This window comes from Acidobacteriota bacterium (assembly GCA_035471785.1).
Taxonomy (GTDB): domain Bacteria; phylum Acidobacteriota; class UBA6911; order RPQK01; family DATIPO01; genus JANQFM01.
Map to the genome: position 1 here is coordinate 1 of DATIPQ010000060.1, position 26,231 is coordinate 26,231.

Annotated in this window: 23 protein-coding genes, 2 tRNA genes and 1 other RNA gene; 19 read left to right on the plus strand and 7 right to left on the minus strand. The window is 63.1% G+C overall.

Features of this window, described 5'->3' with window-relative positions:
- From VLU25_08405 to VLU25_08415, 3 genes are all read right to left on the minus strand, one after another.
- A partial coding sequence (locus VLU25_08405; protein HSR67951.1) for a DNA methyltransferase occupies positions 1–535 on the minus strand: 535 nt, incomplete at its 3' end.
- Positions 536–715: 180 nt separating this feature from the next.
- Positions 716–805, minus strand: a tRNA-Ser gene (locus tag VLU25_08410).
- A 17-nt stretch (positions 806–822) separates the two neighbouring features.
- A tRNA-Ser gene (locus tag VLU25_08415) sits at positions 823–918 on the minus strand.
- Positions 919–1,011: 93 nt separating this feature from the next.
- Here VLU25_08415 and VLU25_08420 point away from each other — a divergent pair.
- From VLU25_08420 to recR, 5 genes are all read left to right on the plus strand, one after another.
- Entirely contained in the window at positions 1,012–2,271 is a 1,260-nt protein-coding gene (locus VLU25_08420) for a hypothetical protein (GenBank protein HSR67952.1), read from the plus strand.
- 67 nt (positions 2,272–2,338) lie between these two features.
- Positions 2,339–2,436, plus strand: an RNA gene (gene ffs / locus VLU25_08425) — signal recognition particle sRNA small type.
- Between the two features lie 117 nt (positions 2,437–2,553).
- The gene (dnaX, locus tag VLU25_08430) at positions 2,554–4,179 is read left to right on the plus strand and encodes a DNA polymerase III subunit gamma/tau (protein ID HSR67953.1); all 1,626 of its coding nucleotides are present in this window, start codon (positions 2,554–2,556) and stop codon (positions 4,177–4,179) included.
- 9 nt (positions 4,180–4,188) lie between these two features.
- Complete coding sequence (locus VLU25_08435) at positions 4,189–4,497, plus strand: YbaB/EbfC family nucleoid-associated protein (GenBank protein HSR67954.1); 309 nt, start codon at positions 4,189–4,191, stop codon at positions 4,495–4,497.
- A gap of 128 nt (positions 4,498–4,625) precedes the next feature.
- Positions 4,626–5,222 carry a recombination mediator RecR gene (recR, locus tag VLU25_08440; protein ID HSR67955.1) on the plus strand — a complete coding sequence of 199 codons (597 nt, stop codon included), beginning with the start codon at positions 4,626–4,628 and terminating at the stop codon, positions 5,220–5,222.
- A 55-nt stretch (positions 5,223–5,277) separates the two neighbouring features.
- Here the strand turns inward: recR and VLU25_08445 are convergent, their stop codons facing one another.
- Both VLU25_08445 and moaD read right to left on the minus strand, forming a co-directional pair.
- Positions 5,278–5,763 carry a MogA/MoaB family molybdenum cofactor biosynthesis protein gene (locus VLU25_08445; GenBank protein ID HSR67956.1) on the minus strand — a complete coding sequence of 162 codons (486 nt, stop codon included), beginning with the start codon at positions 5,761–5,763 and terminating at the stop codon, positions 5,278–5,280.
- Positions 5,760–6,446 (minus strand): molybdopterin converting factor subunit 1, encoded by a 687-nt coding sequence (moaD, locus tag VLU25_08450; GenBank protein ID HSR67957.1) that lies wholly within the window; start codon positions 6,444–6,446, stop codon positions 5,760–5,762. Before moaD ends, VLU25_08445 begins: the two co-directional genes overlap by 4 nt.
- Before the next feature lie 66 nt (positions 6,447–6,512).
- On the opposite strand from moaD, the gene VLU25_08455 reads away from it, so the two are divergent.
- From VLU25_08455 to VLU25_08490, 8 genes are all read left to right on the plus strand, one after another.
- Positions 6,513–7,799: a nodulation protein NfeD gene (locus VLU25_08455; GenBank protein ID HSR67958.1), complete on the plus strand. Its 1,287-nt coding sequence runs from the start codon at positions 6,513–6,515 to the stop codon at positions 7,797–7,799.
- Between the two features lie 70 nt (positions 7,800–7,869).
- The gene (locus VLU25_08460; GenBank protein ID HSR67959.1) at positions 7,870–8,673 is read left to right on the plus strand and encodes a slipin family protein; all 804 of its coding nucleotides are present in this window, start codon (positions 7,870–7,872) and stop codon (positions 8,671–8,673) included.
- Positions 8,666–9,280 carry an SPOR domain-containing protein gene (locus VLU25_08465; GenBank protein HSR67960.1) on the plus strand — a complete coding sequence of 205 codons (615 nt, stop codon included), beginning with the start codon at positions 8,666–8,668 and terminating at the stop codon, positions 9,278–9,280. The genes VLU25_08460 and VLU25_08465 overlap by 8 nt, the downstream gene beginning before the upstream one ends.
- Positions 9,281–9,282: 2 nt before the next feature.
- Entirely contained in the window at positions 9,283–10,824 is a 1,542-nt protein-coding gene (gene lnt / locus VLU25_08470; GenBank protein ID HSR67961.1) for an apolipoprotein N-acyltransferase, read from the plus strand.
- Between the two features lie 38 nt (positions 10,825–10,862).
- Positions 10,863–11,949 (plus strand): peptide chain release factor 2 gene (gene prfB / locus VLU25_08475; GenBank protein ID HSR67962.1). Its coding sequence is split into 2 segments (ribosomal slippage): positions 10,863–10,898 and positions 10,900–11,949, totalling 1,086 coding nucleotides; the frame shifts between segments, so codons are not numbered across the junction.
- Positions 11,949–12,734 (plus strand): hypothetical protein, encoded by a 786-nt coding sequence (locus VLU25_08480; GenBank protein HSR67963.1) that lies wholly within the window; start codon positions 11,949–11,951, stop codon positions 12,732–12,734. Before prfB ends, VLU25_08480 begins: the two co-directional genes overlap by 1 nt.
- Positions 12,735–12,743: 9 nt before the next feature.
- Positions 12,744–13,727, plus strand: a complete 984-nt coding sequence (gene gmd, locus VLU25_08485; protein HSR67964.1) for a GDP-mannose 4,6-dehydratase — start codon at positions 12,744–12,746, stop codon at positions 13,725–13,727.
- A 30-nt stretch (positions 13,728–13,757) separates the two neighbouring features.
- Positions 13,758–14,696: a GDP-mannose 4,6-dehydratase gene (locus VLU25_08490; GenBank protein HSR67965.1), complete on the plus strand. Its 939-nt coding sequence runs from the start codon at positions 13,758–13,760 to the stop codon at positions 14,694–14,696.
- A 5-nt stretch (positions 14,697–14,701) separates the two neighbouring features.
- Here the strand turns inward: VLU25_08490 and VLU25_08495 are convergent, their stop codons facing one another.
- Both VLU25_08495 and gcvP read right to left on the minus strand, forming a co-directional pair.
- Positions 14,702–15,031, minus strand: coding sequence for a hypothetical protein (locus VLU25_08495; GenBank protein ID HSR67966.1), 330 nt, complete (start codon positions 15,029–15,031; stop codon positions 14,702–14,704).
- Between the two features lie 323 nt (positions 15,032–15,354).
- Positions 15,355–18,210, minus strand: coding sequence for an aminomethyl-transferring glycine dehydrogenase (gene gcvP, locus VLU25_08500; protein ID HSR67967.1), 2,856 nt, complete (start codon positions 18,208–18,210; stop codon positions 15,355–15,357).
- A gap of 168 nt (positions 18,211–18,378) precedes the next feature.
- Here gcvP and recJ point away from each other — a divergent pair, with 168 nt between their 5' ends.
- The 6 genes from recJ to VLU25_08530 all read left to right on the plus strand — a co-directional run bounded on the left by recJ (position 18,379) and on the right by VLU25_08530 (position 26,213).
- Positions 18,379–20,082, plus strand: coding sequence for a single-stranded-DNA-specific exonuclease RecJ (gene recJ / locus VLU25_08505; GenBank protein ID HSR67968.1), 1,704 nt, complete (start codon positions 18,379–18,381; stop codon positions 20,080–20,082).
- 92 nt (positions 20,083–20,174) lie between these two features.
- The gene (gene lptC, locus VLU25_08510; GenBank protein HSR67969.1) at positions 20,175–22,601 is read left to right on the plus strand and encodes an LPS export ABC transporter periplasmic protein LptC; all 2,427 of its coding nucleotides are present in this window, start codon (positions 20,175–20,177) and stop codon (positions 22,599–22,601) included.
- The gene (gene lptB, locus VLU25_08515; GenBank protein ID HSR67970.1) at positions 22,598–23,341 is read left to right on the plus strand and encodes an LPS export ABC transporter ATP-binding protein; all 744 of its coding nucleotides are present in this window, start codon (positions 22,598–22,600) and stop codon (positions 23,339–23,341) included. Before lptC ends, lptB begins: the two co-directional genes overlap by 4 nt.
- 101 nt (positions 23,342–23,442) lie before the next feature.
- On the plus strand, positions 23,443–24,873 hold the full coding sequence (gene rpoN, locus VLU25_08520) for an RNA polymerase factor sigma-54 (protein HSR67971.1): 1,431 nt from the start codon (positions 23,443–23,445) through the stop codon (positions 24,871–24,873).
- A 27-nt stretch (positions 24,874–24,900) separates the two neighbouring features.
- Entirely contained in the window at positions 24,901–25,797 is an 897-nt protein-coding gene (rapZ, locus tag VLU25_08525; protein HSR67972.1) for an RNase adapter RapZ, read from the plus strand.
- Entirely contained in the window at positions 25,794–26,213 is a 420-nt protein-coding gene (locus VLU25_08530; GenBank protein HSR67973.1) for a PTS sugar transporter subunit IIA, read from the plus strand. The genes rapZ and VLU25_08530 overlap by 4 nt, the downstream gene beginning before the upstream one ends.
- Positions 26,214–26,231: the final 18 nt, after the last annotated feature.

The window sequence follows — 26,231 nt, forward strand, 5'->3', positions numbered from 1 at the left end:
GATAGGGCTTTCCATAGAAGCCCGCACCATTCCCTTTGACCTCGGTCACGCCGTTGGCGATCTTGTGCCAGATGATAGGGGTCAGGCAGTCGAGTCCTAGCTTGCGTACCCGTACCTGAATATCGGAGTGCAAGGGCATAACCCGATGCCGACCATCGAGGCGGCGCGGTATGCAGACATCCCCCACCACGCAGCAAATCCGTCCTCCAGGAGCAAGAACGCGCATGCACTCTCGCCAAACCTCGTCGAGTTGGTCAAGAAACTTCTCATAGTCGCCGATGTCGCCCAACTGACCTTCGATGTCGCGATATTTCTTGAGAGTCCAATAAGGAGGGCTAGTCACGACCAGGTGCACGCTGGCGTCGTCGACCCAAGTCAAGTCCCTGGCATCGCCCAGATGGAGTCTGTGCAGCGTCGAATCAAAAGGCGCTGGCCATGGCGAGTTCCGGTAGTACTGGTTGGCCTCAAGCAACGCCTCCAGCGACTCCGCTGTGTTGTCCTCTCTCGGTACGACTGGTTCTGCGACAATCGACATAGGTCCGTCCTGCCTTCAAATGACCTCTGAAGAATAGCAGCCAGCCATGACAGAGCCCCAAGCCCATGCGGGATGCTTTGAGGAGTGAAGAATTGAGTTGAAACGGGGAAGCTCGCCGACGCGGGGACAGGCATCTTCAGGCACCCCCCGAACACCCACAGATATGGATCAAGAGGAGAATGGCGGAGAGGGAGGGATTCGAACCCTCGGTGAGGTTGCCCCCACACACGCTTTCCAAGCGTGCTCCTTCGGCCACTCGGACACCTCTCCTTCAGGCCGGCTTGCGATGGCGGAGGAGGTGGGATTCGAACCCACGTGCCAAGCTCATCACCTGACAACCCGATTTCGAGTCGGGCGCGTTACGTCCACTTCGCTACTCCTCCGCTGTGGAGCCTGCTATTAGACCCAATCGAGCCTCCTCTCGTCAAGTGCGCCGCCGCTGAGCGATCATCGGCCGTGCTAGAATCCGGCAGGTGATGAGCCGATGGAAGAAGCTGCTGCGGACGGGCTTGAAGGTGGCGGTCGCGGCGGGTGTTTCCTTCTTGCTGCTGGAAGGCATCTTCCTGGCTTTTCCCGACTTCTTTTTTCCTGACCGGTTCTATGTTTACGACTCTGAGCTGGGGTTCAAGGTGCGTCCTCACGCTCGCTACGGGAACGCCCGCGCCAACGAGTTCGGCTTCAATGACCGTGACTATTCGCGCCCGGCGCCGGAGGGGGTTTTCCGGGTGCTGGTCCTGAGCGATTCCTTCAATTGGGCCGGCGGCCCCGTCGACAACTGCACCAACGTCCTCGAAGAGCAACTGGAGAAGACCTACGGCCAGGGACGGGTGGAGGTCATCGCGGCGGGATATCCGATGACGCACACCGCCGAACAACTGGCCCTGCTCAAGAAGTTCGGGCTGCTCTACCAGCCCGACCTGGTGGTGCTGGGCTTCTACACGGGAAACGATTTCTTCGACGGCCGCCCGCAACGCCGCCGGGTGGCCTACGGCGGCACCTTCGTCGACTACAACACCGATCAGGACTTCTTTTTTGAACTGTGGGGCCGGCCGGTCCTCTTCAGAAGCCGCTTCTTTTCCTTCCTGGGTGAAAAATACGTCCTCTGGCGCAACCAGAGGAGCATCCAGCGGGAGCAGGAGGAGGCGGCCAAAGAGAAAAAGGATCCGAAGACGGCAGCCGAGGCTCCGAAAGGGGAGCAAGAGAAGCCCGCCCCAGTGAAGCCCGCCCGAGTGAAGGCCGCCCCCGCGGGCCGGACCGAGCCTGGCGCTCCTTCAGCGTCTCTTCCGCCCAGCATGGCTCGCAGCGCCTACCTCGAGCTGATTCATGATCAGGTCCAGTTCGCCGACCGGCAGCGGGCGGCCATCTTCGATCCTTATGTCGACTATATCCTGGGGGCCCTGGAGGAGATGAAATCGCTACTCGGGCAGCGCGACATTCCCCTCGTAGTGGTGGCCTATCCGGCCGAGTGGCACATCGACGAGTCGCTGCGCCGGGAAATGCTGCAGCGATTCGAGTTGCCCGATGAACGCTTCGAGTGGACCCGCGCCCAGCGGCTGCTGGAGGAGTTCTGCCACCGTCACGGCATCGATTTTCACGACCTCGCCGCAGTTTTCCGGCAGGCGCGCCGAGAGGGGCGGCAGCTTTACCTTCCGGCAGATTCCCACTGGAATCCCGAGGGCAATCGCCTGGCCGCCGAGCAGTTGTTTCAGATCGTCTCCGCATACGTCGAAAACTAGCTTGGGGGCGGGGTGCTCGGCTGGGACCCTGTGCTATGATGGACTCTCGCTCGAAGCGATTGACAGGCTCCGGGTCCTGTGCAACGCGCCCCTCGAACCATGTCAGGTCCGGAAGGAAGCAGCATTAAGGGGTTCCGCGCGTGTGCCGCAGGTTCCCCGGGGCCTGACCCGCCTCGTGTTCCTTTCCGGCCGGGTGTGCTGGAAGGCCGCGACGGCAACCTAGAGCCCCAGCCAGGACGGCCCCGCCAGGTCGCTGTCCTGTGAAAGAAACCGCCGCCTCACATGTCCTATCAGGTCATTGCCCGCAAGTACCGTCCCCAGACCTTCGACGAAGTGGTGGGACAGCGCCTGGTCACCCGCACCTTGAAGAACGCCATCGAAAGCGGACGCATCGCTCACGCTTTTCTCTTTTCAGGCGTGCGGGGAGTGGGCAAGACCACCACGGCGCGCATCCTGGCCAAGGCCTTGAACTGCCATGAAGGGCTCTCGCCGGAGCCCTGCGGAAAGTGCCCGTCCTGCCAGGAGATCGCGGCCTCCAACTCGGTGGACGTGCAGGAGATCGACGCCGCTTCCAACACCGGCGTGGACTCCATACGCGAGCTGAGGGAAAGCGTCCGCTACGGCACCTCCCGCGACCGCTTCAAGATCTTCATCATCGACGAGGTGCACATGCTTTCCAACGCGGCCTTCAACGCCTTGTTGAAGACCCTGGAAGAGCCTCCTCAACACGTCAAGTTCGTGATGGCCACCACCGAGGTCCACAAGATCCCGGTCACCATCACCTCGCGCTGCCAGCACTTCGAATTCAAGCCCATCCAGTTCGCCGAGATCCTGCAGCGCCTCAAGGATATCGTCAAGGCCGAAGGCATCGAAATTTCAAACTATGCTTTGCGGGCCATCGCCAACGAGGGGCAGGGAAGCATGCGCGACGCTCAGTCGGCGCTCGATCAGGTTCTCTCTTACGGCGGCAGCGAGATCTCCGACGAGGACGTCCGCAGTCTGCTGGGCGTGGTGGACGAGGGACTGATCGCCGAGGTGGCCGATGCAGTGCTGGGCCAGAACCGCAAGGCTTTGCTGGAGCACATGCAGGCGCTGCTGGAAAGCGGATCAGACCCTCAGCACTTCTGCCGCGAACTGGTGCAGCACGTGCGCAACCTGATGGTCTGCCGGGCCGCCGGCTGGGACGAGCGGCTGCTCCATCTGCCCGATACCCAACGCCAAAAGGTGGAAGAGCAGGCCAAGCGCTTTTCGGGCATCGACTTGATCCGCTTCTATGACCTGTTGGCCAAGACTCAGAACGAGCTGCGCTGGCACAACCGTCCTTACATCCATCTGGAAATCGCCCTGATGAAGCTGGTGGAGCTATCGCGCCTGCCCGACATCGAGGAGGTGATTGGACAGGTGCGCTCGGGACAGGCTCCTTCGGTGAGCGGAGGCAGCGGGACTGCCACGGCGGAACGCGAGCCCCGTCCTGTGCCTCCAGAGCCCGCACCCCCAGAGCCCGCGCCCCCAGAGCCCGCGTCCGAGGCCCGGGACGAGCCGCCTCCGCCCTCGGCCGTCGCGGACGCCGAAGTCCCGCAACAACTCCTGCAAGCCGTCCGCAACCGCAAGCCCGATCTGGCCGGCCTGCTTCCGGGCGCCGAGAAAATCCGCTACCAGGACGGAAAGCTGGTGATAGGCCTTCCCCGCGGAGGCGGATTTCAGGGCCGCATGCTGGGGAGCAAGGAGAACCGGCGGATACTGAAGGATCTTTGTGCTAAGATCACGGGCTCGCGCCCAAGCGTAGAATTGAGAGAAGATGATGCTGGCGATGACTCGTCCGATGCCGGAGCGGACCCTGAAAAGGATCCCAAGGTGAGAGCTTTCCTGGAGGCCTTTCCCGGCAAGTACATCGTCGAGAAGGAGTAAAAGAGCATTATGAATATGAAGAGCTTTCAGAAGATGATGAAGCAGGCTCAGCAGATGCAGGCCAAGCTTGAGAAAGAAATGGGCGAGATGCAGATGGAGGCCTCCTCGGGCGGAGGCATGGTGACCGTGATCATGGACGGTACCAAACAACTGCAGTCGATAAAGATCGATCCCGAGGCGGTCGATCCCGAAGACACCGAAATGCTGCAGGACTTGATTCTGGCCGCCGTCAACGAGGCGGCCCGCAAGGTCGATGAAGCTGTCTCCGAGCAGATGGGAGGCATGAGCGACATGTTGGGGGGCATGGGCCTGCACTAAGTTGTCCCGTCGGCCAACGGTTCGCTCCGGGAACACGGGGAGTCGCGTCCGCAGAGGACGCACCCCGGCGCCGACCGCGGCCTCGGGCTTGGTGGCGGCCCGACAGACCTGGACCCTACAATCACGCCATGGATCCACGCCGCGACCCGGTCCAGAACCTCATCGAAGAGTTGAAGAAATTGCCCGGAATCGGGAGCAAGAGCGCCCAGCGCTTGGCTTTTCACCTGATCCGCCAGCCCCGCGAAACCGCCCAGCGTCTCTCCGAAGCCCTCATCCGGCTCAAAGACGACCTGGTGCTGTGCTCGCTTTGCAACAATATCGCCGGCAGCGATCCCTGCCGCTTCTGTTCCGATCCCAACCGCGACGCATCCACCATCTGCGTGGTGGAAGAACCCTTCAATATCGTGTCCATCGAGGCCAGCGGATACCACGGCCGCTATCATGTGCTGCACGGCGCCATCAAGCCCCTGGAGGGCATCGGTCCCGAAGACCTCAAGGTCAAGAGTCTGCTCGAGCGGCTGCGCGACGACGAGGTGAAGGAAATCATCGTGGCCACCAACGCCACCTCGGACGGCGAAGCCACGGCTCTCTACCTCAACAAGCTGATCAAGCCGCTGGGGGTGCGCGTCACCCGCATCGCCCAGGGCATCCCGGTGGGCAGCGACCTGGAGTTCGCCGACCAAGTCACCATCTCCCGCGCCTTCTCCGGCCGCCGCGAGATGTAGGGGGCAGGTGTATGAAAGTAATTCCAGGAGTTACTGGTGACGAGCCTGGGTAGCCTCAGTGACCGGTGCGCCCTTGGGCCAGGTCGACAGCGTGGGGCAAGAGCTTTTGCACGGCTTGCAGCGATTCCAGGGCGCCTTTGGGGCTGCCCGGGAGGCACAGGACCACTTTGCCGTTAAGGGTGCCGGCCAGCGAGCGGGAGAGGGCGGCGAAGGGAGTCTTCTTGAGCCCTTCCGCACGCATCAGTTCGGCCAAGCCGGCGGCGGTCCTGTCCAGAAGGGGCTGGACGGCTTCCGGAGTCACGTCGCGGGGACCCAGGCCGGTGCCGCCGGTGCTGAGCAGCAAGTCGAGGTCGTCGCGTCCGGCCCAGGACCGGATAACCTCCCCAATCTGTCCGGGTTCGTCGGGGACGGTCTGACGCTCTTTGACCACCCATCCCAGCGACTCGGCTTCTTCAGCCAGGGCCTGCCCTGACAGATCGTCCCGCTGGCCGTGAAAGCACCCGTCGCTCACCGTCAGAATGGCGGTCCGCAGCTTCTTCATCCGCCCGACTCCTCGATCCAGGTCTCGCCGTCCTGGTAGTGCTCCTTCTTCCAGATGGGGACGCTGGTCTTGAGGGTGTCGATGATCCAGCGGCAAGCCTGAAAGGCCTCGCCCCGGTGGGCCGAGGAGACGGCGATGAAGACGCTGCTGTCGCCGATTTGCAGGTGCCCCACCCGGTGGACCACGCAGACCCCGCGAAGCGGCCATTTTTCCAGGGCCTGCAGGCGAAGCCTCTCGAGCTGCTTGCGGGCCATGCTCTCGTAGCATTGGTATTCCAGCGAGGTGACGTTCTTGCCGCGGGCGTGATCGCGCACGACGCCGTCAAAAGTCACCACGGCGCCCGCTCCCGCATGGGCCACCGAATCCATCACGGCCTGGTGATCGATGGCGTCCCGCGTCAAGTCGGCCCATCCCTGCCCAGTCTTGGCGGCGGAGGCGCCGCTCCCGCCGCTGACAGGCGGGAAAAAGGCGATTTCGTCGCCGTCGGCGACCGGTTGCTGCCATTGGGCATATTCCTCGTTGACGGCCACCAGCAAGGAGGGCCTGTAGGGCGCCAGCCCGGGAAAGCGCTTGAGCAGGCGGGCGAAGACTTCCTCGGCGGTTTGCTGCCCGCGGGACTCGAGCTGCAGCTGCGAGGTCCCGGCCACATCGCGCAAGGAAGCGAAGAAGAGCACGCTTATCATCAGGCTTGCGATTATAGCCGAGGCCGCTTTTCCTCGTTTGGCGGGGAGTTTGCTAGACTACGGAGTATGAAGCGTTTGCGACGGTCCGGGCTGGGATTCGCACTTTTGATGTTGCTCGCATCGCCTCTGGCCGCCGGCATCGTCAAGGTGCGGGTGGACGGGGTGATCGATCCCATCACCGCCGAATTCATCCGGGGGGCCGTCGAGCAAGCCGAGAGCGAACAGGCCGAGTTCCTGCTCATCGAACTGTCCACGCCGGGAGGGCTGGGCGTTTCCATGCAGGAGATCGTCCAGGAGATTCTCAACTCCGAGGTTCCGGTCGTCTGCTATGTGACGCCGCGCGGCACCCACGCGGCATCGGCCGGCTTCTTTATTCTCCTGGCCGCCGACGTGGCCGTGATGGCGCCCGGCACCAACACCGGAGCCGCCACGCCCATTTTTCCCTTCGGCCTGGACAACGAAGTCCTGCTCAAGAAGGTGAAGAACGACGCCTTGGCCAGTTTGCGCAGCATCGTGGAGAGACGCAACCGCAACTACGAGCTGGCGGCCAAGGCTGTCGAGGAGGCGGCCTCCTTTACCGAGCAAGAAGCGCTGGACGGCAACCTCATCGACCTCATCGCCGAAGATGAGGAGGACCTGCTCAATCAGCTCGAAGGACGCGAGGTGTCACGCTTCAACGGTCAGGTGGAACGCCTGCGCGCCTCGGGACAGAGCATCACCCAGGTGCAGAAGACCTACCGCCAGCAGTTGCTCTCCACCGTGGCCAATCCCAACGTGGCGCTGGTGCTGGCGGTGATCGGGGTGCTCGGCTTGTATTTCGAACTCACCAATCCCGGACTCATCGTCCCCGGGGTGCTGGGAGCCATCTCGCTTTTGCTGGGGCTGATGGGCTTCTCCCTGCTGCCCGTCAACCTGATCGGAGTGGCGCTGATTCTGCTGGCCATCGGACTGTTCATCGCCGAGGTCAAGGTGCAGGGGTTCGGCGTGCTGGGAATCGGGGGCGCAATTGCAATGTTCTTGGGACTGTTGCTTTTGATCGACAGTCCTTTTCCGGCTTTGAGGATCAACATGTGGTTGGCGGCGGGCGTCGTCATCGGATTCGCTGCTATCTTCATCTTCCTGTTTCGACTGGCCCTGAAGGCTTTCCAGTCGCCCTCGGCCATGGGGGACGAATCGCTGGTGGGCATGGAAGGCCAAGCGCGCAGCGAAATCACGGCGCGGGGAGGAAAAGTCTTCGTCAACGGCGAGTGGTGGGACGCCTCCTCCAGCGAACCCATCCCGGCCGGCAGCCGGGTGAGGGTGGTGGGAAGCAAGCACCAGACGCTGCTCGTCGAATACGAAGGCGAAGCCTGACGTAAGGCCGATGAGCGTCACCATCGGATGTTAATCTGCAACCGGAGTCCTTGGAAAGGGAGGCCATGTTATGGGCGCGATTTTTGCCATTCCTCTACTCGTCATCGTTCTTTATCTGCTGTCCGCCATCAAGATCCTGCGGGAGTATGAGCGGGGCGTCATTTTTCGTCTGGGGCGGGTCTTGTCGACGCCCAAGGGACCTGGTATCTGCTTCGTGTTCTATCCGTTGGACCGCATGGAGCGCATCAGCCTGCGCACGGTGACCATGGACGTGCCTCCCCAGGACGTCATCACCCGCGACAACGTCTCGGTCAAGGTCAACGCCATCGTCTACTTGAGGGTGCGCGACGCCAACGCCGCCGTGGTGACGGTCGAAAACTACCTCTATGCCTGCTCCCAGTTGGCTCAGACCACCTTGCGCTCGGTGCTGGGCGAGGTCGAACTCGACGATCTGCTCAGCCAGCGCGAAGACCTCAACGAACGGCTGCAGTCGATCCTCGACCAGCACACCGATCCCTGGGGCATCAAGGTCTCCATGGTCGAGGTCAAAACCGTCGACCTTCCCGAGTCGATGCAGCGGGCCATGGCACGCCAGGCCGAAGCCGAACGCGAGAAGCGCGCCAAGATCATCCACGCCGACGGTGAGTTCCAGGCCGCCAAGCAGTTGCTGGAGGCCGCCCGCACCATGGCCAAGGAACCCATTACCGTCCAGTTGCGCTATCTCTCGACCCTGACCGAGATCGGCGCCGAACAGAATTCAACCATCGTTTTTCCGCTGCCGCTGGACATGGTCAAGCCCATGATCGAAGGATTCGAATCCATAGCCAAGGCCTACTCCGGCAAGGACGGAAACCAGGACCAGTCCGATGGGTAATCTCAAGCCGCGGGAAACCCTTTACCTCTACCTCTTCATGGTGGGCTTCTCTTTCGCCCTCTTCGCCCTGGGGGTGTGGGTGGGCAAGACCTACTACGTCGGCGCCCAGGCCGAAGAGACCGCACAGACGCAGTCTCCGCCACCCCTGGCCTCCAAAGAAGGTGAGGAGGAAGAGCCCGATCTGGACTTCTACGAGAATCTGGTGGGCGACAGCCAGTCGGAGAGCCGTTCATCCGACTCGGGTGAGGGCTCCGGCGCCTCCCAGGAGGCCCCTCTCCAGCCGCCGGCTCAGACCGAGGCTCCGAAGGCTCCTCCGCCCGCGGTCGAGGTCTCGCCGCCCGCCGACGATCCCACCCTGGAAACCGGCTATACGGTGCAGGTGGGGGCGGTTGCTTCGCTGGAAGACGCCGAGCAGTTGATGCGTGAACTGAGCGCCAAAGGCTACAAGGGATTCATCGTCAGTCCCGACTTCTCGCAGGACAGTCTCTACCGCGTCTGGGTGGGCCGTTACGCCTCCCGAACAGAGGCTGAACGGATGGAGGGGCAGCTCAAGAGCGCCCAGTTCGCCACCTACGTCAAGCGCGCCCGCTTTCCCGACGAGAACTGATCGTGGAGGATGAAGCCCTCTCGGAATCTAGACTGCTGGCCCACCTGCGTCGAGTGCCTTGGTGGGCGTCGCTCCCTTTGGGCGGACTGGCCCTGGCGCTGGCCTTCCCCAGCTTCAACTTGATTCCCCTGGCCTGGGCGGGCCTGCTCCCCCTGCTCGATTTCCTTATCCGGCGCCCCTCCTGGAAGCGCACGGCTGCCGGACACCTGCTCTTCGCAGTCCCTTTCCTGGGCCTGCTGCTTTACTGGATCCCCAACGTGCTGGTGACCTTCGGCGGATTCCCCCGGGCGGGAGCTTTGGGCGCTTTCCTGGCCTTGCTGCTGCTGCTTTCGCTGCTCATGGCCCCCTTCACCCTGCTGACCCGCTGGTGCGCCGGACGCTCGGCCTCCCTGGCCCTCTTCTGCGCGCCCGGCTTCTGGATGCTCAACGAGCTGTGGCGCAACTACTTCGTGGCGGGAGGATTTCCCTGGGGATTGCTGGGCTACACCCAGGTTCCCGTTCCCTGGCTTCCCATGGCAGCGGACATCGGCGGAGTCTTTCTCATTTCCTTCCTGCTGGTGGCCCTCAACGCCGCCTTGCTGGCCTGGATGAGAGGTCGACCGCGGCTGCTGCCCCCGCTCACCGCCGGGCTGCTTGCCGCGGCCCTGCTCTACGGCGCCTACCGCACCCACCTGGGAATTCCGGCTGCGGGGTCCTCGCTGACGGCCGCCTTGGTTCAGCCCGACGTGGGGCTGGCCGAAAACCGTGAGCATTACGCCCGAAAGTACTTTGAAACGCTGCCGGCTTTCTACATCGAAGCCCTGCAGCGCGGAGCCGACTGGTTCATCGTCTCGGAGGCCCAGAATCCGTTCTTTTTCGGACGCGACTTCTACTACACCACTTTCTGGCAGCGCCAGGTGCGCAACTACGGGATGCCCATGCTCTTCAACAGCACCCACATCGATCCCCAGCGTCCCGGCGTTTACTACAACAGCGCTCACTTGCTGGGTCCCGATGGAGAAGCCGCCTACCGCTACGACAAAATGAAGCTGGTGCCCTTCGGAGAGTACGTGCCCTGGGCAGGCGTCATGAAGTACTTCTTTTCTCCCTTGGTTCAGGAAGTGGGAAGCTTCACTCCCGGCAGCCAGATGACGGTCGGGCAGGTCGACTCTCTGACCTTCTCCACCCTTATTTGCTTTGAAGGCATCTTCCCTCAGGTCAGCCGCCAGGCGGCGCGCCAGGGAGCCCAGGTGCTGGTCAACATCACCAACGATTCCTGGTACGGAGAGAGCTCGGCTCCTTACCAACTGCTGCAGATGGCGCGCATGAGAAGCATCGAGACCCAGCGTCCCATGCTGCGCAGCGCCAATACCGGACTGACCGTGCTCATCGACGCTCAGGGACGAATCGAAGACCGCATCGAGCCCTTCAGGCAAGGCCTGCTGGTGACCGAAGTCGAGGGCGCCCTCGGCCTCTCGGCTTACGCCAGGATGGGCGAATGGCTTAATATAGGAATTGTCGCCCTCACTTTGGCGGCGGCGCTTTTTTGGAAACCCAAGGAGTAGATACAGCCGTGCAAGAGTACCAGGATCGCTACAAGGACATGCAGGAGCGGGTCGGACACTTGTGGGAGTATCTTTGACGTCGAAGGCAAGCAGAAACAACTCGACGAAATCGAAAAGACCATCGCCGACCCCGACTTCTGGAGCAATTCCGACGACCAGGAAACCGTGATGCGCAAGCGCAGCAGCTTGCAGGGCACTCTGGAGAAGGCCAACGGCTGCAAGAGCGCTCTGGAGGATCTGGGTGCGCTGCTGGAACTGGCCGAGGAGGGCGAGGAAGTCGAAGAAGAGATCCAGGGCGGACTCGAGGAGTTGGAATCGAAAGTCGAGTCCACCGAGCTGGAGGCCCTGCTTTCCGGGCCCCACGACCACTCCAACGCCTTCGTCACCATCCATTCCGGCGCCGGAGGGACGGAGAGCCAGGACTGGGCCGAGATGCTCTCCCGCATGTACCTGCGCTGGTGCGAGCAGTCGGGATACAAGACCGAGGTGGTCGATTACCAGCCGGGGGAAGAGGCCGGCATCAAGTCCATCACCTTCATGGCCAACGGCGATCTGGCTTACGGCTATCTCTCGGCCGAGATCGGCGTCCACCGGCTGGTGCGGATCTCGCCCTTCGATGCTGGAGCCCGCCGTCATACCTCCTTCGCTTCAGTCTTCGTGTCGCCCGAGATCGACGAGGACATCGAGATCGAGGTGGACGAGAAGGACCTTCGCATCGACACCTACCGCTCCTCGGGCGCCGGCGGCCAGCACGTCAACGTCACCGACTCGGCCGTGCGCATTACCCACAATCCCTCCGGCATCGTCGTGCAGTGCCAGAACGAGCGCTCCCAGCACCGCAACAAGGAAATGGCGATGAAGATGCTGAAGTCGAAGCTCTTTGAACTCGAGATGGAGAAGAAACGTCAGGAGTTGGACAAGCTTGAGGAAAGCAAGTCGGATATCGCCTGGGGCAGCCAGATCCGCTCTTACGTGCTGCACCCCTACCGGCTGGTGAAAGACCACCGCACCAAGGTCGAGATCGGCAACGTGGACGCGGTGCTGGACGGCGATCTGGACGAGTTGATCCAGGCCTACCTCAAGCGCCGCGGACGCGAGCGGGCCCAGAAGGAGGCCAAGAAATAATGACGGAAAGGCACGACAGCGAAAACCCTGACAGTCAAGCCAGCCGACCGGAGCAGGACTCCGGCCGTCCCCGGCGGCTCGATCCCTATCTGCTGCAGAGCCAGGCGCGCACCCTGCGCCAGCGCTCCGCCGGATCGGTGCGCACGGCAGAGAGCTACGAAGCTCCCATGTGGAAGAAGATCGGCACCGTCATCGTGCTTCTGGTGGTGCTGGGCAGCGTCATGTATCTGCTCACTTTCGGACAGTCGCGCCGCCAGTTGGCTTATCAGATCGGAGGAGCCGTGGAAGGCGTGCGGGGATTGAGCGAGGACCGCATCCTGCGCCTGCCGCCCCCGGCGCGCGACGATGTGGTGGCCGACGCCTCTCGGGTGCCTGTGGTTGTATTGGGTGGAGACGAGAACGCGGGAGTGACCACCACTGCCGGTGAAGGCGAGCAGAAAATCCTCTACTACAACACCTTCCCGGAAAAGAGCGATCAGCCTCGGAACCCGACTCAGGAGGAAATTGCCCCGCCCAGCAAGACCGAGGACGCCCAAAAAGCCTATCAGTTGCTGCTTGAACAGTCTCAAGCCGCCCTCAAGCTCAGCGAGGGCCAAGTCGAAGGCTGGACCTTCCAGGAATGGCAGCCGGTTCAAAACAATCCCCCGCGCTTCTTCATCGCCTTGGTGGCTCAGGACGCCGACGGCAACACCCAGCAACTGATATGGGAGGTCAACACCGACCAGTCCAGCGCCGTGGCGCGCAGCCAGTTGGCCCGCGAACTCGTGCGTCAACTTGAGAACTGAGTCCGCCTCATGAAGACTGCCCTCATCACCGGAATCACGGGCCAGGACGGCTCTTACCTGGCCGAACTGCTGCTGCAAAAGGACTATCGCGTGGCGGGGATGGTGCGCCGCTCCTCCACCGAGAACTTCGAGCGGGTCGACCACCTGCGCGATCAGATCGAACTGCACCAGGCCGACCTTCTCGATCAGCTTTCCCTCATCGAACTGCTGGAGGAGGTCAAGCCCCAGGAAGTCTACAACCTGGCCGCCCAAAGCTTCGTCCCCACTTCCTGGCAGCAGCCGGTTCTGACCTCGGAGTTCACGGGCCTGGGCGTGACACGGCTGCTGGAAGCCATCCGCCTCGTCAACCCAGGAATCCGCTTCTATCAGGCCTCAAGCTCGGAGATGTTCGGCAAGGTGCGCCAGACCCCCCAGAACGAGCAGACGCCCTTCTACCCCCGCAGCCCCTACGGCGTGGCTAAGGTCTACGGGCATTTCATTACCGTCAACTACCGTGAAAGCTACGATCTCTTCGCCTCTTCCGGCATCCTTTTCAACCACGAGTCGCCCCGCCGCGGCAAGGAGTTCGTGACCCGCAAAGTCACCTACGGCGTGGCCAAGATCAAGCTGGGCTTGGCCGGTAAGCTCACCCTGGGAAACCTGGATGCGGCCCGCGACTGGGGCTATGCCGGCGATTACGTCGACGCCATGTGGCGTATGCTGCAGCAGGACGAGCCGGCCGATTACGTGGTGGGCACGGGTCAGGCCAACACCGTCCGGCACCTGGTTGAAACGGCCTTCGGACACGCGGATCTGGATTGGAAGCAGCATGTCGAGACCGACCCTGCTCTGCTGCGCCCCGCCGAAGTCGACCACCTCATCGCCGACCCCTCCCGCGCCCGTGACGAACTGGGCTGGCAGCCGAGTACCAGTTTCGAGGAACTGGTGCGCATGATGGTCGACTCCGACCTGCAACTGGTCGCCCGCAGGCTCAAGGCCGGAGACCGGTTGTGAACCGGCAAGCGTGGAGCCCCCAAGACTACTATGAGAGCCTTCATCACCGGCGCCGGGGGATTCGCGGGACGCTACTTGACAGACTCCCTGCGCCGCCACGGCTGGGAGGTTTCGGGCTTGGCCTCGCGCACCAAGGCGCTCGACGACGACATTCCGGCGGGCGACGTACTCGATTTCCGACGCCTGCTGGAATTGATCGGGAGGGCGCACCCCGATGCCGTTTTCCACTTGGCCGCCGCCTCCAATCCCTCAAAGTCCCTGCAGGATCCCCTGCCTCACTACCAGATCAATGCCCTGGGTACGGCAACCCTGCTGGAGGCCCTCCGCCGGCAGGCCCCCCGAGCCCGTACGCTGATCGTCAGCACCGGACACGTCTACCGTCCCGCCGACGTCGAGGGAGGACTCGACGAAGACAGTCCCCTGCATCCTTCCAGCCCCTACGCCGCCTCCAAACGGGCCGCAGAGATCGCCGCCCTGCAGTACGCCGGCACCTACGGCCTGCCGGTGATGATCGCCCGTTCCTTCAATCACGCCGGGCCCGGGCAGAGCAGCCACTACGTGGTGGCTCAGTTCTGCGCCCAAGCCGCCGCGCTGGAACGTGTCGACCCCTCCACGGAAGCGGCCATGGAAGTGGGCAACCTGAACCCCATACGCGACTTTCTCGACGTGCGGGACGTAGTGGAAGCCTACCGGTTGCTGGTGGAGCGGGGAGAGCCGGGCCAGATCTACAACGTGGCCTCGGGACAGGGAACCGCCATCAAAGACCTTCTATCCATGGTGCTGGAAGAGATCGGCCGTCCGGTCACGGTGCACAGCAGGCAGGAGAGGCAGCGTAGCGGAGAGGCCTCGGTTCTGGTGGGCAATCCTGAAAAACTAAGGCGGGCCACCGATTGGCGGCCCGCCCGTGCATTGAACCAAACCATCCAGGAGACATTGGATGAGTGGCGTCAGCGCCAGTCCGGCGCTTGATCTATCTATCCCGCTCCTCTGCACAGCGAAGAACGGATCTTGCGGGCCAGGCGGCGGTCGCGTTCATAAGCGTTGCGCCGCCGCAGCCATTCCCTCATGGGACCCGGATCCAGGCCCAGGATGGCGCAGATCCAGTCGAAGCTGCCGGCGCAGTCATCGCTTGCGAAAAACCACTCCAGCGCGTCGGCCCGCACTTCTTCGCGGTTCCTCTTGCTGGGAGAGAGAGCGTCTGAAAAGGCCTGAGCCAAGATGGCTCTGGCCAGCTTTTGCAGGTTGTAGTCGGGAGTCTGCTCGATTTGGCGTTTCAAAATAGCAGGTGTCGTCGCTTGAGTCATGAGGCTGCCACCCTTTCCCTTCTGTTCATGCGCACTGGAAGGAGTAGCAACGCCGATGCCACACCCAAACCCCCAAAAACCCAGCATCCCCGCGACTCCAGGCAAGCGTTTGGGGTAAAACACCCAGACGGCCTAAGCCAAATAACGAAATCCCGCTCCGAGCATAGCGCCGGTCAGCGCCTGTGTTATGGATCAAGTCCGGGTTCGCTGAACGCGGGCGTGCCCAGCCCCTCCTGTGGTCAATGGACCGCCTCCGTCCCCGGCCTGGTGGGAGGCGCATCCTTGCGGCGATCCTGGCGCGGGCACGAGACGGCTGGCTGCCTTCAGGCCTCCACCAGCTCTTCCACTGTGGGGCAGGTGCAGTGGAGGTGGCGGTCGCCGTAGACGTTGTCGATGCGGCGGACGGGGGGCCAGAACTTGGCTTGCTTGAGCCAGGGGGCCGGGAATGCGGCGCGCTCGCGGGTGTAGGGCAAGGTCCAGGACTCGGTGCACAGCATTAAAGCCGTGTGTGGGGAGTTTCTTAGGGGGGAGGTTTCGGGGTCGGCGCCCCGCTCCACTTCGGCGATCTCGCCCCGGATGGCGATCATGGCGTCGCAGAAGCGGTCCAACTCGGGCTTGGACTCGCTTTCGGTGGGTTCCACCATCACTGTTTCGATCACCGGCCAAGCCACCGTGGGAGCGTGAAAGCCGTAGTCCATCAGGCGCTTGGCCACGTCGTTGACGTCGATTCCCAGGCTGCGCTTGAAGCGGCGCAGGTCGAGGATGCACTCGTGGGCCACGCGTCCGTTGCGGCCCTTGTAGAGGACGTCGAAGTGACCCTCCAGGCGCTTGGCGATGTAATTGGCGTTGAGGATGGCCACCTTGGTGGCTTCGGTCATCCCGCGGGTGCCCATGAGCTTGATGTAGGCCCATGAAATAGGCAGGATGCCGGCCGATCCCCAGGGAGCGGCGGCTACGGGACCGATGGCCTGCCCGCCTCCCACCGCAGCGTAACGGTGTCCCGGCAGAAAAGGCTCGAGGTGCTCGCGCACGCCGATGGGCCCGACGCCAGGACCGCCGCCTCCGTGAGGGATGCAGAAGGTCTTGTGCAGGTTGAGGTGGCTGACGTCGGCCCCGAAATCGGCCGGACGCGTCAGTCCCAGTTGTGCGTTGAGGTTGGCCCCGTCCATGTAGACTTGCCCGCCGGCCTGGTGGACGATCTCGATCAGCTCGCGGATGGCCTCCTCGAAGACGCCGTGGGTGGAGGGATAGGTGATCATCATGGCGGCCAGATTGTCGCCGTGCTTTTCCACCTTGGCCCGCAGGTCCTCGGGGTCGATGTTGCCGTCGTCGTCGCAGCGCACGGCCACCACCCGCAACCCGGCCATCACCGCCGAAGCGGGATTGGTTCCATGAGCCGAGGTGGGTATCAGGCACACGTCACGGTGTCCCTCGCCGCGCGAGCGGTGGTAGGCCCGGATGACCAGCAAACCGGCGTACTCGCCTTGCGATCCGGCATTGGGCTGCATGGAAAAAGCGCTGAATCCGGTGGCTTCGCAGAGCAATTCGTCGAGTTCGCCGATCAGTTCGCGGTAGCCCTCGGCCTGCTCCAGCGGGATGAAGGGGTGCAGTCCGGCGAACTCGGGCCAGGTAATTGGCATCATCTCGGCCGTACCGTTGAGCTTCATGGTGCAGGAGCCGAGAGGAATCATGGAGTGGGTCAGCGACAGGTCTTTGCCCTGCAGGCGCGTCATGTAGCGCAGCAAGTCGGTTTCAGAACGGTATTGGTGGAAGACCTCATGTGTCAGGTATTCGTCGCTGCGCTGATGCCGCTCGGGGACGCTGCTCTCTGCGGCCCGCGAATCGAGATCCCGGAGGGACTCGCCCGTGAATATTTCGACGAGTTGGGCGACCTCCTCGGTGGTGCTGACCTCGTCCAGGCTCACTCCCACTCCGTCGTCGTAGAGCCGCAGATTGATCTGCGCCTGTGCGGCCCTCTCCAGCACGGACTGACGATCTTCCTCTCCCAGATCAAAACGCAAGGTGTCGAAGAAGACTCGATGGCGCGGCTTCACTCCCCGCTTTTCCAGTTCCTCGGCCAGGATGCAGGTGTAGCGGTGGACGCGTTCAGCGATGCGGTAGAGCCCTTCGGGTCCGTGATAGACGGCGTACATGCCCGCCATCACCGCCAGCAGCACTTGGGCCGTACAGATATTGGAGGTGGCCTTGTCGCGGCGGATGTGCTGCTCGCGGGTCTGCAGAGCCAGGCGCAGGGCCGGGTTGCCGTCGGCATCCAGGGATACTCCGACGATGCGTCCTGGGATGCGCCGTTGGTAGTCCTCCCTGGTGGCGAAGAAAGCCGCGTGGGGACCCCCGTATCCCATGGGGACGCCGAAGCGCTGCGAATTGCCCACGGCGACGTCGGCGCCCCAGGCCCCCGGACTCTCCAGCAATAGCAGGCTGAGCAGGTCGCAAGCCGCCACCACCAGGGCCCCGGCCTCATGGGCCCGTCGGGCAAAGCCGCGGTAGTCGACGATCTCCCCATCACTGCTGGGGTATTGCACCAGTGCGGCAAAGCAGTTGCCGTCAAGCTCGACGGTTTCGTGATCGCCCACATCCACCTCGATGCCCACAGCCTGAGCGCGGGTCTGGACCACGTCGACGGTCTGGGGGTGGCAGCGCTCAGAAACGAAGAAGCGCTCGCCTTGGCCGCGCCGTCTGGCGCTGTAGCACATGCTCATGGCTTCGGCTGCGGCGGTGGCCTCGTCCAGCAGCGAGGCGTTGGCCACCGGCAGTCCGGTCAGGTCGCTGACGGCGGTCTGAAAATTGAGCAGGGCCTCCAGCCGTCCTTGGGCGATCTCGGCCTGATAAGGCGTGTACTGGGTGTACCACCCGGGATTTTCCAGAATGTTGCGCTGGATGACCGGGGGCGTGATGGTCCCGTAGTAGCCTTGTCCGATCAACGAGCGCCAGACCTGGTTCTTGGAGGCCAGTTCGCGGGCTCTTTCCAGCACCTCCGTCTCGGTGAGCGGCGGATGCAGTTCCAGGGCCCTCTCCAGGCGGATGGAACGGGGGATGGTCTGGTCCATCAGCTCATCCAGGGAGGAAGCGCCTACGGCTTCCAGCATCTCTTCGATTTCGCCGGGCCGGGGGCCGATATGTCGTCGGGCGAAGGATTCAAACTCGTCGAATTTCTTCACAGTCGCTGTAGTCCTTTCTCTCGCCCGCTCCGGCCCGAGGACTGCCTGCCGCAGGCGTCGATCACACTTACGCGGCCAGTATACGTGATCCCCACATCCCGAGGAAGGATGCCGCTGGACGAGGACGGGACGGGCGCCGATATCAGGTGGTCCTGCTAGACTTTGAGGGTGAGATACCGATGGCAGGCTATCGAGACGGACGGCGATGCGGCCGACAGGCTGGCACGCGACATGGATATCGATCGGCTGCTGGCCCGTCTGCTGCTGCAGCGCGGCATCGCCGACCCCGATCAGGCCCGCTCCTTCCTTAATCCCCGGCTGGAGGACCTGCATGATCCCTTCCTGATGCGGGACATGCAGCGGGTGGTGGAGCGTGTCGAGAGGGCCCTGCGCGAGAAGGAGAAAATCCTTATCTACGGCGACTATGACGTGGACGGGATCACCTCCACCGTGGTGCTGAGGCGGGCCCTGGAAATGCTGGGCGGGAAGGTCGATTTCCACATCCCGGCCCGGCTCGAGGACGGCTACGGACTGCAGCCTGATGTCATGCGCGAATTCGCCCTCAAGGGCTTTTCGCTGATCATCAGCGTCGACTCGGGAGTCCGCGCCTTCGAGTCCTGCCGCGCGGCCCGCGAGGCCGGCGCCGACCTCATCGTCACCGATCATCACACCCCCGCCGAGACCTTGCCCGAAGCCTACGCCATCCTCAATCCCAAGCGCTTCGACTGCTCATACCCCTGCAAGGATCTGGCGGCCGTGGGCGTGGTCTTCAAGCTGGTGCAGGCGCTCTTTCAGCGAAGCGGACGGGAGACGGTGCTGCCTCATTTCCTCAAGCTGGTAGCCATCGGGACGGTGGCCGACATCGTGCCCGTGGTGGGCGAGAACCGCATCATCGTGAAATACGGCCTGCAGGGCCTGGAAAGGCCCAACAACCTGGGCCTGCAGGAACTGCTGGTGGGCGCCGGGGTGGAAGGCCCCGTAGGACTGAGCGACGTGGGATTCCGCATCGCCCCCCGCATCAATGCCGTCACCCGCATGGGCGGCGGACGCGAAGTGGTGGATCTGTTCGCCCTCTCCGACCGCCGGCAGGCGCGCCGCCTGGTGGAGGAGATGAATCGCAAGAACGATGCCCGGCGAGGCGAGGAAGAGAGAATCCTGGAAGAGATCGAAGACCGCGTAGCCGAGCGGCCCCAGGACTTCAGCAAGCGCTTCCTGGTGGTAGCGGGACGCGATTGGCACCGGGGCGTCATCGGCATCGTGGCCTCGCGGCTGGTGGACCGCTTCCACCGTCCCGTGCTGGTGCTTTCGGTGGGATCCGAGAACACCCAGGGCTCGGGACGCAGCATCACCCCCTTCAACCTGGTCGAGTCCCTCGACCGCCACGCCTCTTTCTTCCAACGCCACGGCGGACACCCCATGGCGGTGGGATGCACGCTGCAGGTCAGCGACCTTGAAGATCCCCGCTTGAGCGAACTGTCCGCGGCCCTCAACGACCATGCCGATCAGCACCTCGACGATGAAGACCTGGTGCCGCGCCTCAAGATCGCCTGCGAGTTGCCGGCCGAGGCGGTCAGCCTGGGCCTGTGCCGCCAGGTAGAGCGTTTGGCGCCCTACGGAGTGGGAAACCCGACGCCGGTGTTCGCTTCCCGCGCCATGCCTGTGGCGGCGGGACCGTGGCTGCTCAAGGAACGCCATCTCAAGTTTCAGGTGCAGTGCAACGGATCGCGGGTAGACGCCATCTGGTGGAAGAACGCCCAGGCCGCCGAAGGTCTGTCCCCCGGAAGTCCGGTCGATCTGGCCTTCACCTTGGGGCGCCAGTTCTTTCAGGGCGAGGAGAGCCTGCAGCTCACCATACGTGACCTGCATGCCTGAGAAATTATCGGCGCAGCCCAAGCCTCGGCTGCCCTCAGTGCGTCGGAGCGATGTTATTGCGGCCTTGCGATTTGCTACCATAAATAGGGCCCATGCAAACCACACGTTGGATTCGGCTGGGGCTGGCCGTGGTCTTCCTGGCCGGGTTGGCCGCCATCATTTTCAGCCTGACTTCCAGACAACCGGGAACTCCCGAGGCGGTCGAAGAGCCTCTGTTGGATCCCGATGTCGAAAGCCAAAGCACCCGTTTCGAGTACTCCGAGAAGGAGGAGGGGCGCACTGTTTTCCGCGTGCAGGCCCTGCAGAGCATCCAGCGCAGCGACGGCCGCCATGAACTCGAGGAGGTGCTGCTCGAGCTCTACAATCCGCAAGGCGAAGTGGCCGACACCATCCGCGGACGCAAGGCTCTTTACCGCGTGGGCGAGTCCCGCGTGGAGTTCAGCCAGGACGTGGAAATCCGCCTGGTGGACGGAACCGTCATCCGGTCCCAGCAGGTGCGGGCCGACCTGGAGCGGGAACTGATTCTCATCGATCAGCAGTTCTCCTTCAGCCGCCAGCGGGCCTCGGGGGAGGGCCGGCGCCTGCTCTACCGCATCCAGCCCCAGGTAGCCGAGATCGAGGATTTCAAGGTGCGCATGCCCTCGCGGGAGCTGCCCCTCGACGTCGCCTCCGCCCAGGCCGTTTACGACCTCGGCCGCCACCATGTCGAGCTGACCGGGGACTCCAGCATCACCCGCCGGCCCACCCTCTTGACCGCCGACCGCATCGAGGTCTGGATGGATTCGACGCAGCGGCTGGAGCGCATCCTCAGTCAGGGCTCGGCACGCTTCGCACCCCAACTTGGTCAGTCCTTCGCCGGCCAGGTCATCGACATGGCCTTTCAGCCCGCCTCGGGACGCCTCCTCAGGCTTGAAGTGAGGGCCGCCTCGCCGTCCGCGGGCCGACCAGCACAAAGGGCCGTCTACCAGGAAGAGACGCCTCAGGGCCAACAGCACCTCGAGTCCGACCTGATCGTGGGACGGCCCACGCCGGCCCGCGGCCAGGGCGCAGACCTGTGGCTGTTGCGGCAACTCGAGGCCCGCGGAGACACGCTCTTCCGCTCTCCGCCCCTGCGTATCCGCGAGGCTCAGTCCCAGGTTTTCCTGCTCCAGTTCGCGCCCGGCGGACGGTCCATGCGCACGGTCACGCTGCAAGATCAGGTCTCCGTCCTGCGCCGCCAGGGCCAGGGACACGAGCAGTCGCTGGAGGAACTCTACAGCTCCCGAATCGACCTGCGTCTGAACGAGGAGGAGCAACTGGAAGAGGCCCGGGTGGCAGGTCCGGCCCGCCTGGAAGTGAACCGTTCGGGAACCTTTCGCCGTCTTACTGCCCAGGACGGACTCGTGGCGGAGTTCGATCAAGGCCAGATAAAGAGCCTGCAAGCCGGCGGCGGCTGCCGCCTCGACAGCCGCCAGGGCCGAGAAGAAAGCAGCATTCAGGCCCCTCAGATCCGCTTCCGCTTTGAAGACGGCAAGCCGTTTTCGGCATGGGCGGGAGAAGGAGTCATCGTGGATATGGGACAACGCCAGACCCGCAGCCGCACCTTGAGCCTGCACTACCGCGGCGGACTGTTGGCCAAGGCCGTACAGACCGGGCTCTTCAGTCTCAGCGACCCGGCTGCCGGCATCGAGCTGATGTCCGAAGAGGCGGTCTACCATCCCATCGCCAACCAGGTCCGGGCCGCCAGTTCGCCCCAGCGCCGCCGGCTCGTTTACCGCAACTCAGACCAGGCAGAGCCGGTCACCACGACCGCCGATGAGTTCCTCCTCGATCGCGCCGACGGCGGCATCACCGCTCTGGGAGACGTCCGCACCGACTTGCGCTCAGGTGAGGAGCCCTGGATGTTGCAGGCGGGACGGATGCGCATCGATCAGGCCTCGGAAGTGGTCGAGTACAGCCTCTCGCCCAAGCTTGAGCGCTCCGGCAACCTGTTTCAGGCCCGACGCATTCTGCTCTCCAGCGCCGACCGCAGCCTGCGCCTGCAGGACGAGGTCTTCAGCCGCTTCCAGGCCCAGGGACCCGCAGGGGCCTCGGCCGACGAGGCCGGGAGGCAGACTTACCAGGTGCGCTCGCAGACGCTGAGGTTGGATCCCGACGGAGGGAGGGCCGAGTACCGGGGAGAAGTCTTCCTCAAGAGCCGGCAGCTTGAGATCGATGCCCCCAACATGGACATCGTGGAGAGCCAAGGGCCGCCCTCACAAGCCTCCCTTGGAGGCAACGGCTCCGCCGCCGACTCCGCGCCCCAAACCTCCCGCAGGATCGAGGCTTGGGACCAGGTGGAGATCCGCCTGGCCGATGGAAGGCGTGCGCTGGGCGGACGCTTGGTTTATGATCCGACCGCCGACCAAGGCCGCTTGACGGGCGATCCGGTGCGCCTCTATCAGCCTGATCCCAAGAGCGGCAAAACCCGCAAACTGGAGGGCGCGGTGTTGGTTTTTCAGGTTGAGAACGACAGCTTCCAGATGCAGGGGGTGCAATGAAGCCCCGCAAGTTCGAATCGCGCCTGGAGGCTGAAAACCTGGTCAAAGCCTACCGCGGACGCAAGGTGGTCAACAATGTCAGCCTGGGCCTCAGGCGGGGCGAAGTGGTCGGGCTTCTGGGACCCAACGGCGCGGGGAAGACCACCACCTTCTACATGATGGTGGGCTTGACCCGTCCCACCAGGGGCGTGGTCAAACTCAACGGCGAGGACGTGACCTCCCTGCCCATGTACCAGCGGGCCCGCAAGGGGGTCAGCTACCTGCCTCAGGAACCCAGCGTTTTCCGCCGCCTTTCGGTCGAAGACAACCTCTACGCCATCGCCGAGACCCTGGAGCTGGCGCCGGCCGCCCGCGATCAGGTGGTCAGCGAACTGCTCGATGAGCTGGGCATCGGCGAGTTGCGCAAGTCTCCCGCCTACACCCTTTCGGGAGGGGAGCGCCGCCGCCTCGAGATCGCCCGTTCGATGGTCATCCGCCCCTCCTTCATTCTGCTCGATGAGCCCTTCGCCGGAATCGATCCGCTGGCCGTCCTCGATATCCAGGAAATCATCGTCAAACTGAAGACCAAGAACATCGGCGTGCTCATCACCGACCACAACGTGCGCGAGACTCTCAAGATCACCGACCGCGCCTACATCATCAAAGAAGGACGCATCTTTCGGGACGGCACTCCAGACGTCCTTTCCTCCGATTTGGAAGTCCGCAAGGTTTACCTGGGCGAGCATTTTCGACTATACTAGAAACCGCCGAAAGCGTTTTTTTACAGTCGTTTGTGTCGATTCTTGCCTGCCGGTCGCCGCCTCCGGCACCGGTTGGTTGCTCTTTACGGTACAATTCTTGCATGGCCAGAAGGGTACAGCTCAGACCGACGCTCAACGTGGGCTTGCAGCAAAAGCTCGCGATGACGCCCTCTCTGTTGCAGAAGATCGAATTGCTGCAACTGAGCCGCCTTGAGCTGTCCGAGATGCTGCAGACTGAATTGACCGAGAATCCGGTCTTGGAGGAAGGGCAGGAGCAGAGCGCCGAGGCGGCCGAATCGGCCGAAAAAGAAGAGCAGGCCGAGGAGAATCCGCTCGACAACGACGACTTCGATTATGAGTATTTCTTCGGCGAATACTTGAACAGCACCCCCGCCCGCAAAGAGTACGAGGCCGACGACGACCGGCCCTCTTTCGAACTCTTCCTGGCCGGCGAATCCTCGCTCATCGACCACCTCAACTGGCAGCTTAACCTGACTCAGATCAGCCCCCGGGAAAAAGAGATCGCCGAGTACATCGTCGGCAACATCGATCCCGACGGATACCTGACGCTGACCCTTGAAGAGATCGCCGAGGCCCTTGAGGTTTCCCTGGAAGATGTAGAGGAGGCCCTGGAAATCGTGCAGGAACTGGACCCTACCGGGGTGGGCGCCCGCGACCTGTGCGAATGCCTCATGCTGCAGTTGCGGGCGGCCGACATGGAGGACTGTCTGGCGGCACGCCTGGTGCGCGATCACCTCGACCTGGTGCAGTCCAAGGACCACGAAGAGATCGCCTGCCGAATCGAGTGCGACGTCAAGGAGGTCGAGGAGGCTCTGCAGGCCCTGCGGCGCTTCAATCCGCGACCGGGGCAAAAGTACAGTTCGCAGAAGCCTCAGTACATCCAGCCTGACGTCTACATCTCCAAGGTCAGCGGAAAGTACCAGATCAACATGAACGACGACGGTATGCCCAAGTTGAGCCTCAACCGGGCTTACCGCAAGATGCTCAAGGACGCCAACACCAACAAGGAAGCCAAGTCGTTCATCAAGGAGAAGGTTCGCGCCGCCCTCGAGTTGATTAAGAGCGTCGACCAGCGCGAGCAGACCATCTTCCGCGTCTGCCGTGCCATCGTGCGCCGTCAGGAGGGCTTTCTCGACCGCGGGCTGATGTCCCTCAAGCCCATGCTCATCAAAGACATCGCCGAGGAACTGGGAGTCCATTCCTCCACCATTTCGCGGGTGGTGGCCAACAAGTACGCCCACACGCCTCAAGGGGTCATCGAGTTGCGCAACTTTTTCACCGTGGGTCTTGAGAGCAGCGACGGGGAAAACGTCTCCATCGTCCAGGTCAAGGACCGCATCAAGAAGGTGATCGAAGACGAGAATTCCTTGAAGCCCATGTCCGATCAGCAGATCACCAAAGTTCTCAACAACGAAGGCATTCAGATTACCCGCCGCACGGTGGCCAAGTATCGCGACCAGATGGAGATTCCGGGATCGCGGGCCCGCAAACGTGCGGCCGTTAAAGGCTAGCCGACAGACGGCGTCAGACATTCCGCCATGAGTCTTCCTGTCACACCTCAACCCGAGCCCGGCGGGCTGTCGTCACTGGTGCTGCTCACCGGCATGAGCGGCTCGGGCAAGCACACGGCCGCTCAGGCGCTGGAAGACCTGGGCTTTTACTGTGTCGACAATTTGCCGGTAGCCCTGGTTCCACAACTGGTCGAGATGGCCCAGGCCTCGGGCGGGGCCATTTCACGCCTGGCCGTGGTGCTCGATGTCAGGGCGCCCGAACCGGCTTCCGAGTTCGAAGCCTTGGCCCAGCGCCTGAAGGGATCCCACACCGCCGTTCAGGTGCTCTTTCTGGATGCCGACAACGAGGTCTTGGCCCGGCGCTTTTCCGTCACCCGCCGCCGCCATCCGCTGACCAGCGAGACGACCCTTTTGGAGGGTATCGAGGAAGAACGCCGGCGCATGGCCGGCATTCGCGAGGCAGCCGACCAGGTGATCGACACCAGTGACTTTTCCGTCCATCAATTGCGTCACCTCATGCACGAGACCTTTCGCGATCCCGTGCGCGACGGTGAACTGAGCCTGATGCTGCTCAGCTTCGGGTTCAAGCACGGCATCCCATCCAACGCCGATCTGGTGTTCGACGTGCGCTTTTTGCCCAACCCCTATTTCGAGACCGAGTTGCGCGAGATGTCCGGACGCGACGAGCCGGTCAAGCGCTTCCTGGATCGCGCTTCGGGAAGCGAAGAGACGCTCAACCGTCTGGAAGACTTGCTCAATTTCCTCATCCCGCAATACCAGCGCGAGGGTAAGAGCTACCTGACGGTGGCGGTGGGTTGCACCGGCGGCAGACACCGTTCGGTTTACCTGAGCGAGGCTCTGACCGAGCGCCTGAGCGACGGACGGCGGCGCATCAAGACCGTGCATCGCGACATCCACAAATGAACGACGAAGCCAAGAAAATCGGAGCCTTGGTGGTCACTCACGGTCAATTGGCCCAGGAACTGATCACCATCGCTGAAATCATCCTGGACGGCGAGTTCGATCACCTTGTCCCCGTCAGCATCGGCTGGCACGATGAGATGGAGGAAGCCAAGGCCGCCATCACGGGGGCCCTGAGGCAAGCCGATCAGGGCAGGGGAGTGCTGATTCTCACCGACATGTTCGGCGGCACCCCCTCCAACATCTCCATGCCCCTGCACAAAAAGGGCGAGGTCGAGATCATCACGGGAGTCAATTTGCCCATGGTGATCAAAGTGGCGGGCCAGGAGGGCGGCGAGTCCTGGGAGGAAATGGTCAACTCGGTGAGCGAGCAGGGACGCAGTCATATTTCCGTAGCCGGGCAGATTCTGGGAGACTAGTGCAGGTGAGCAGGGCGG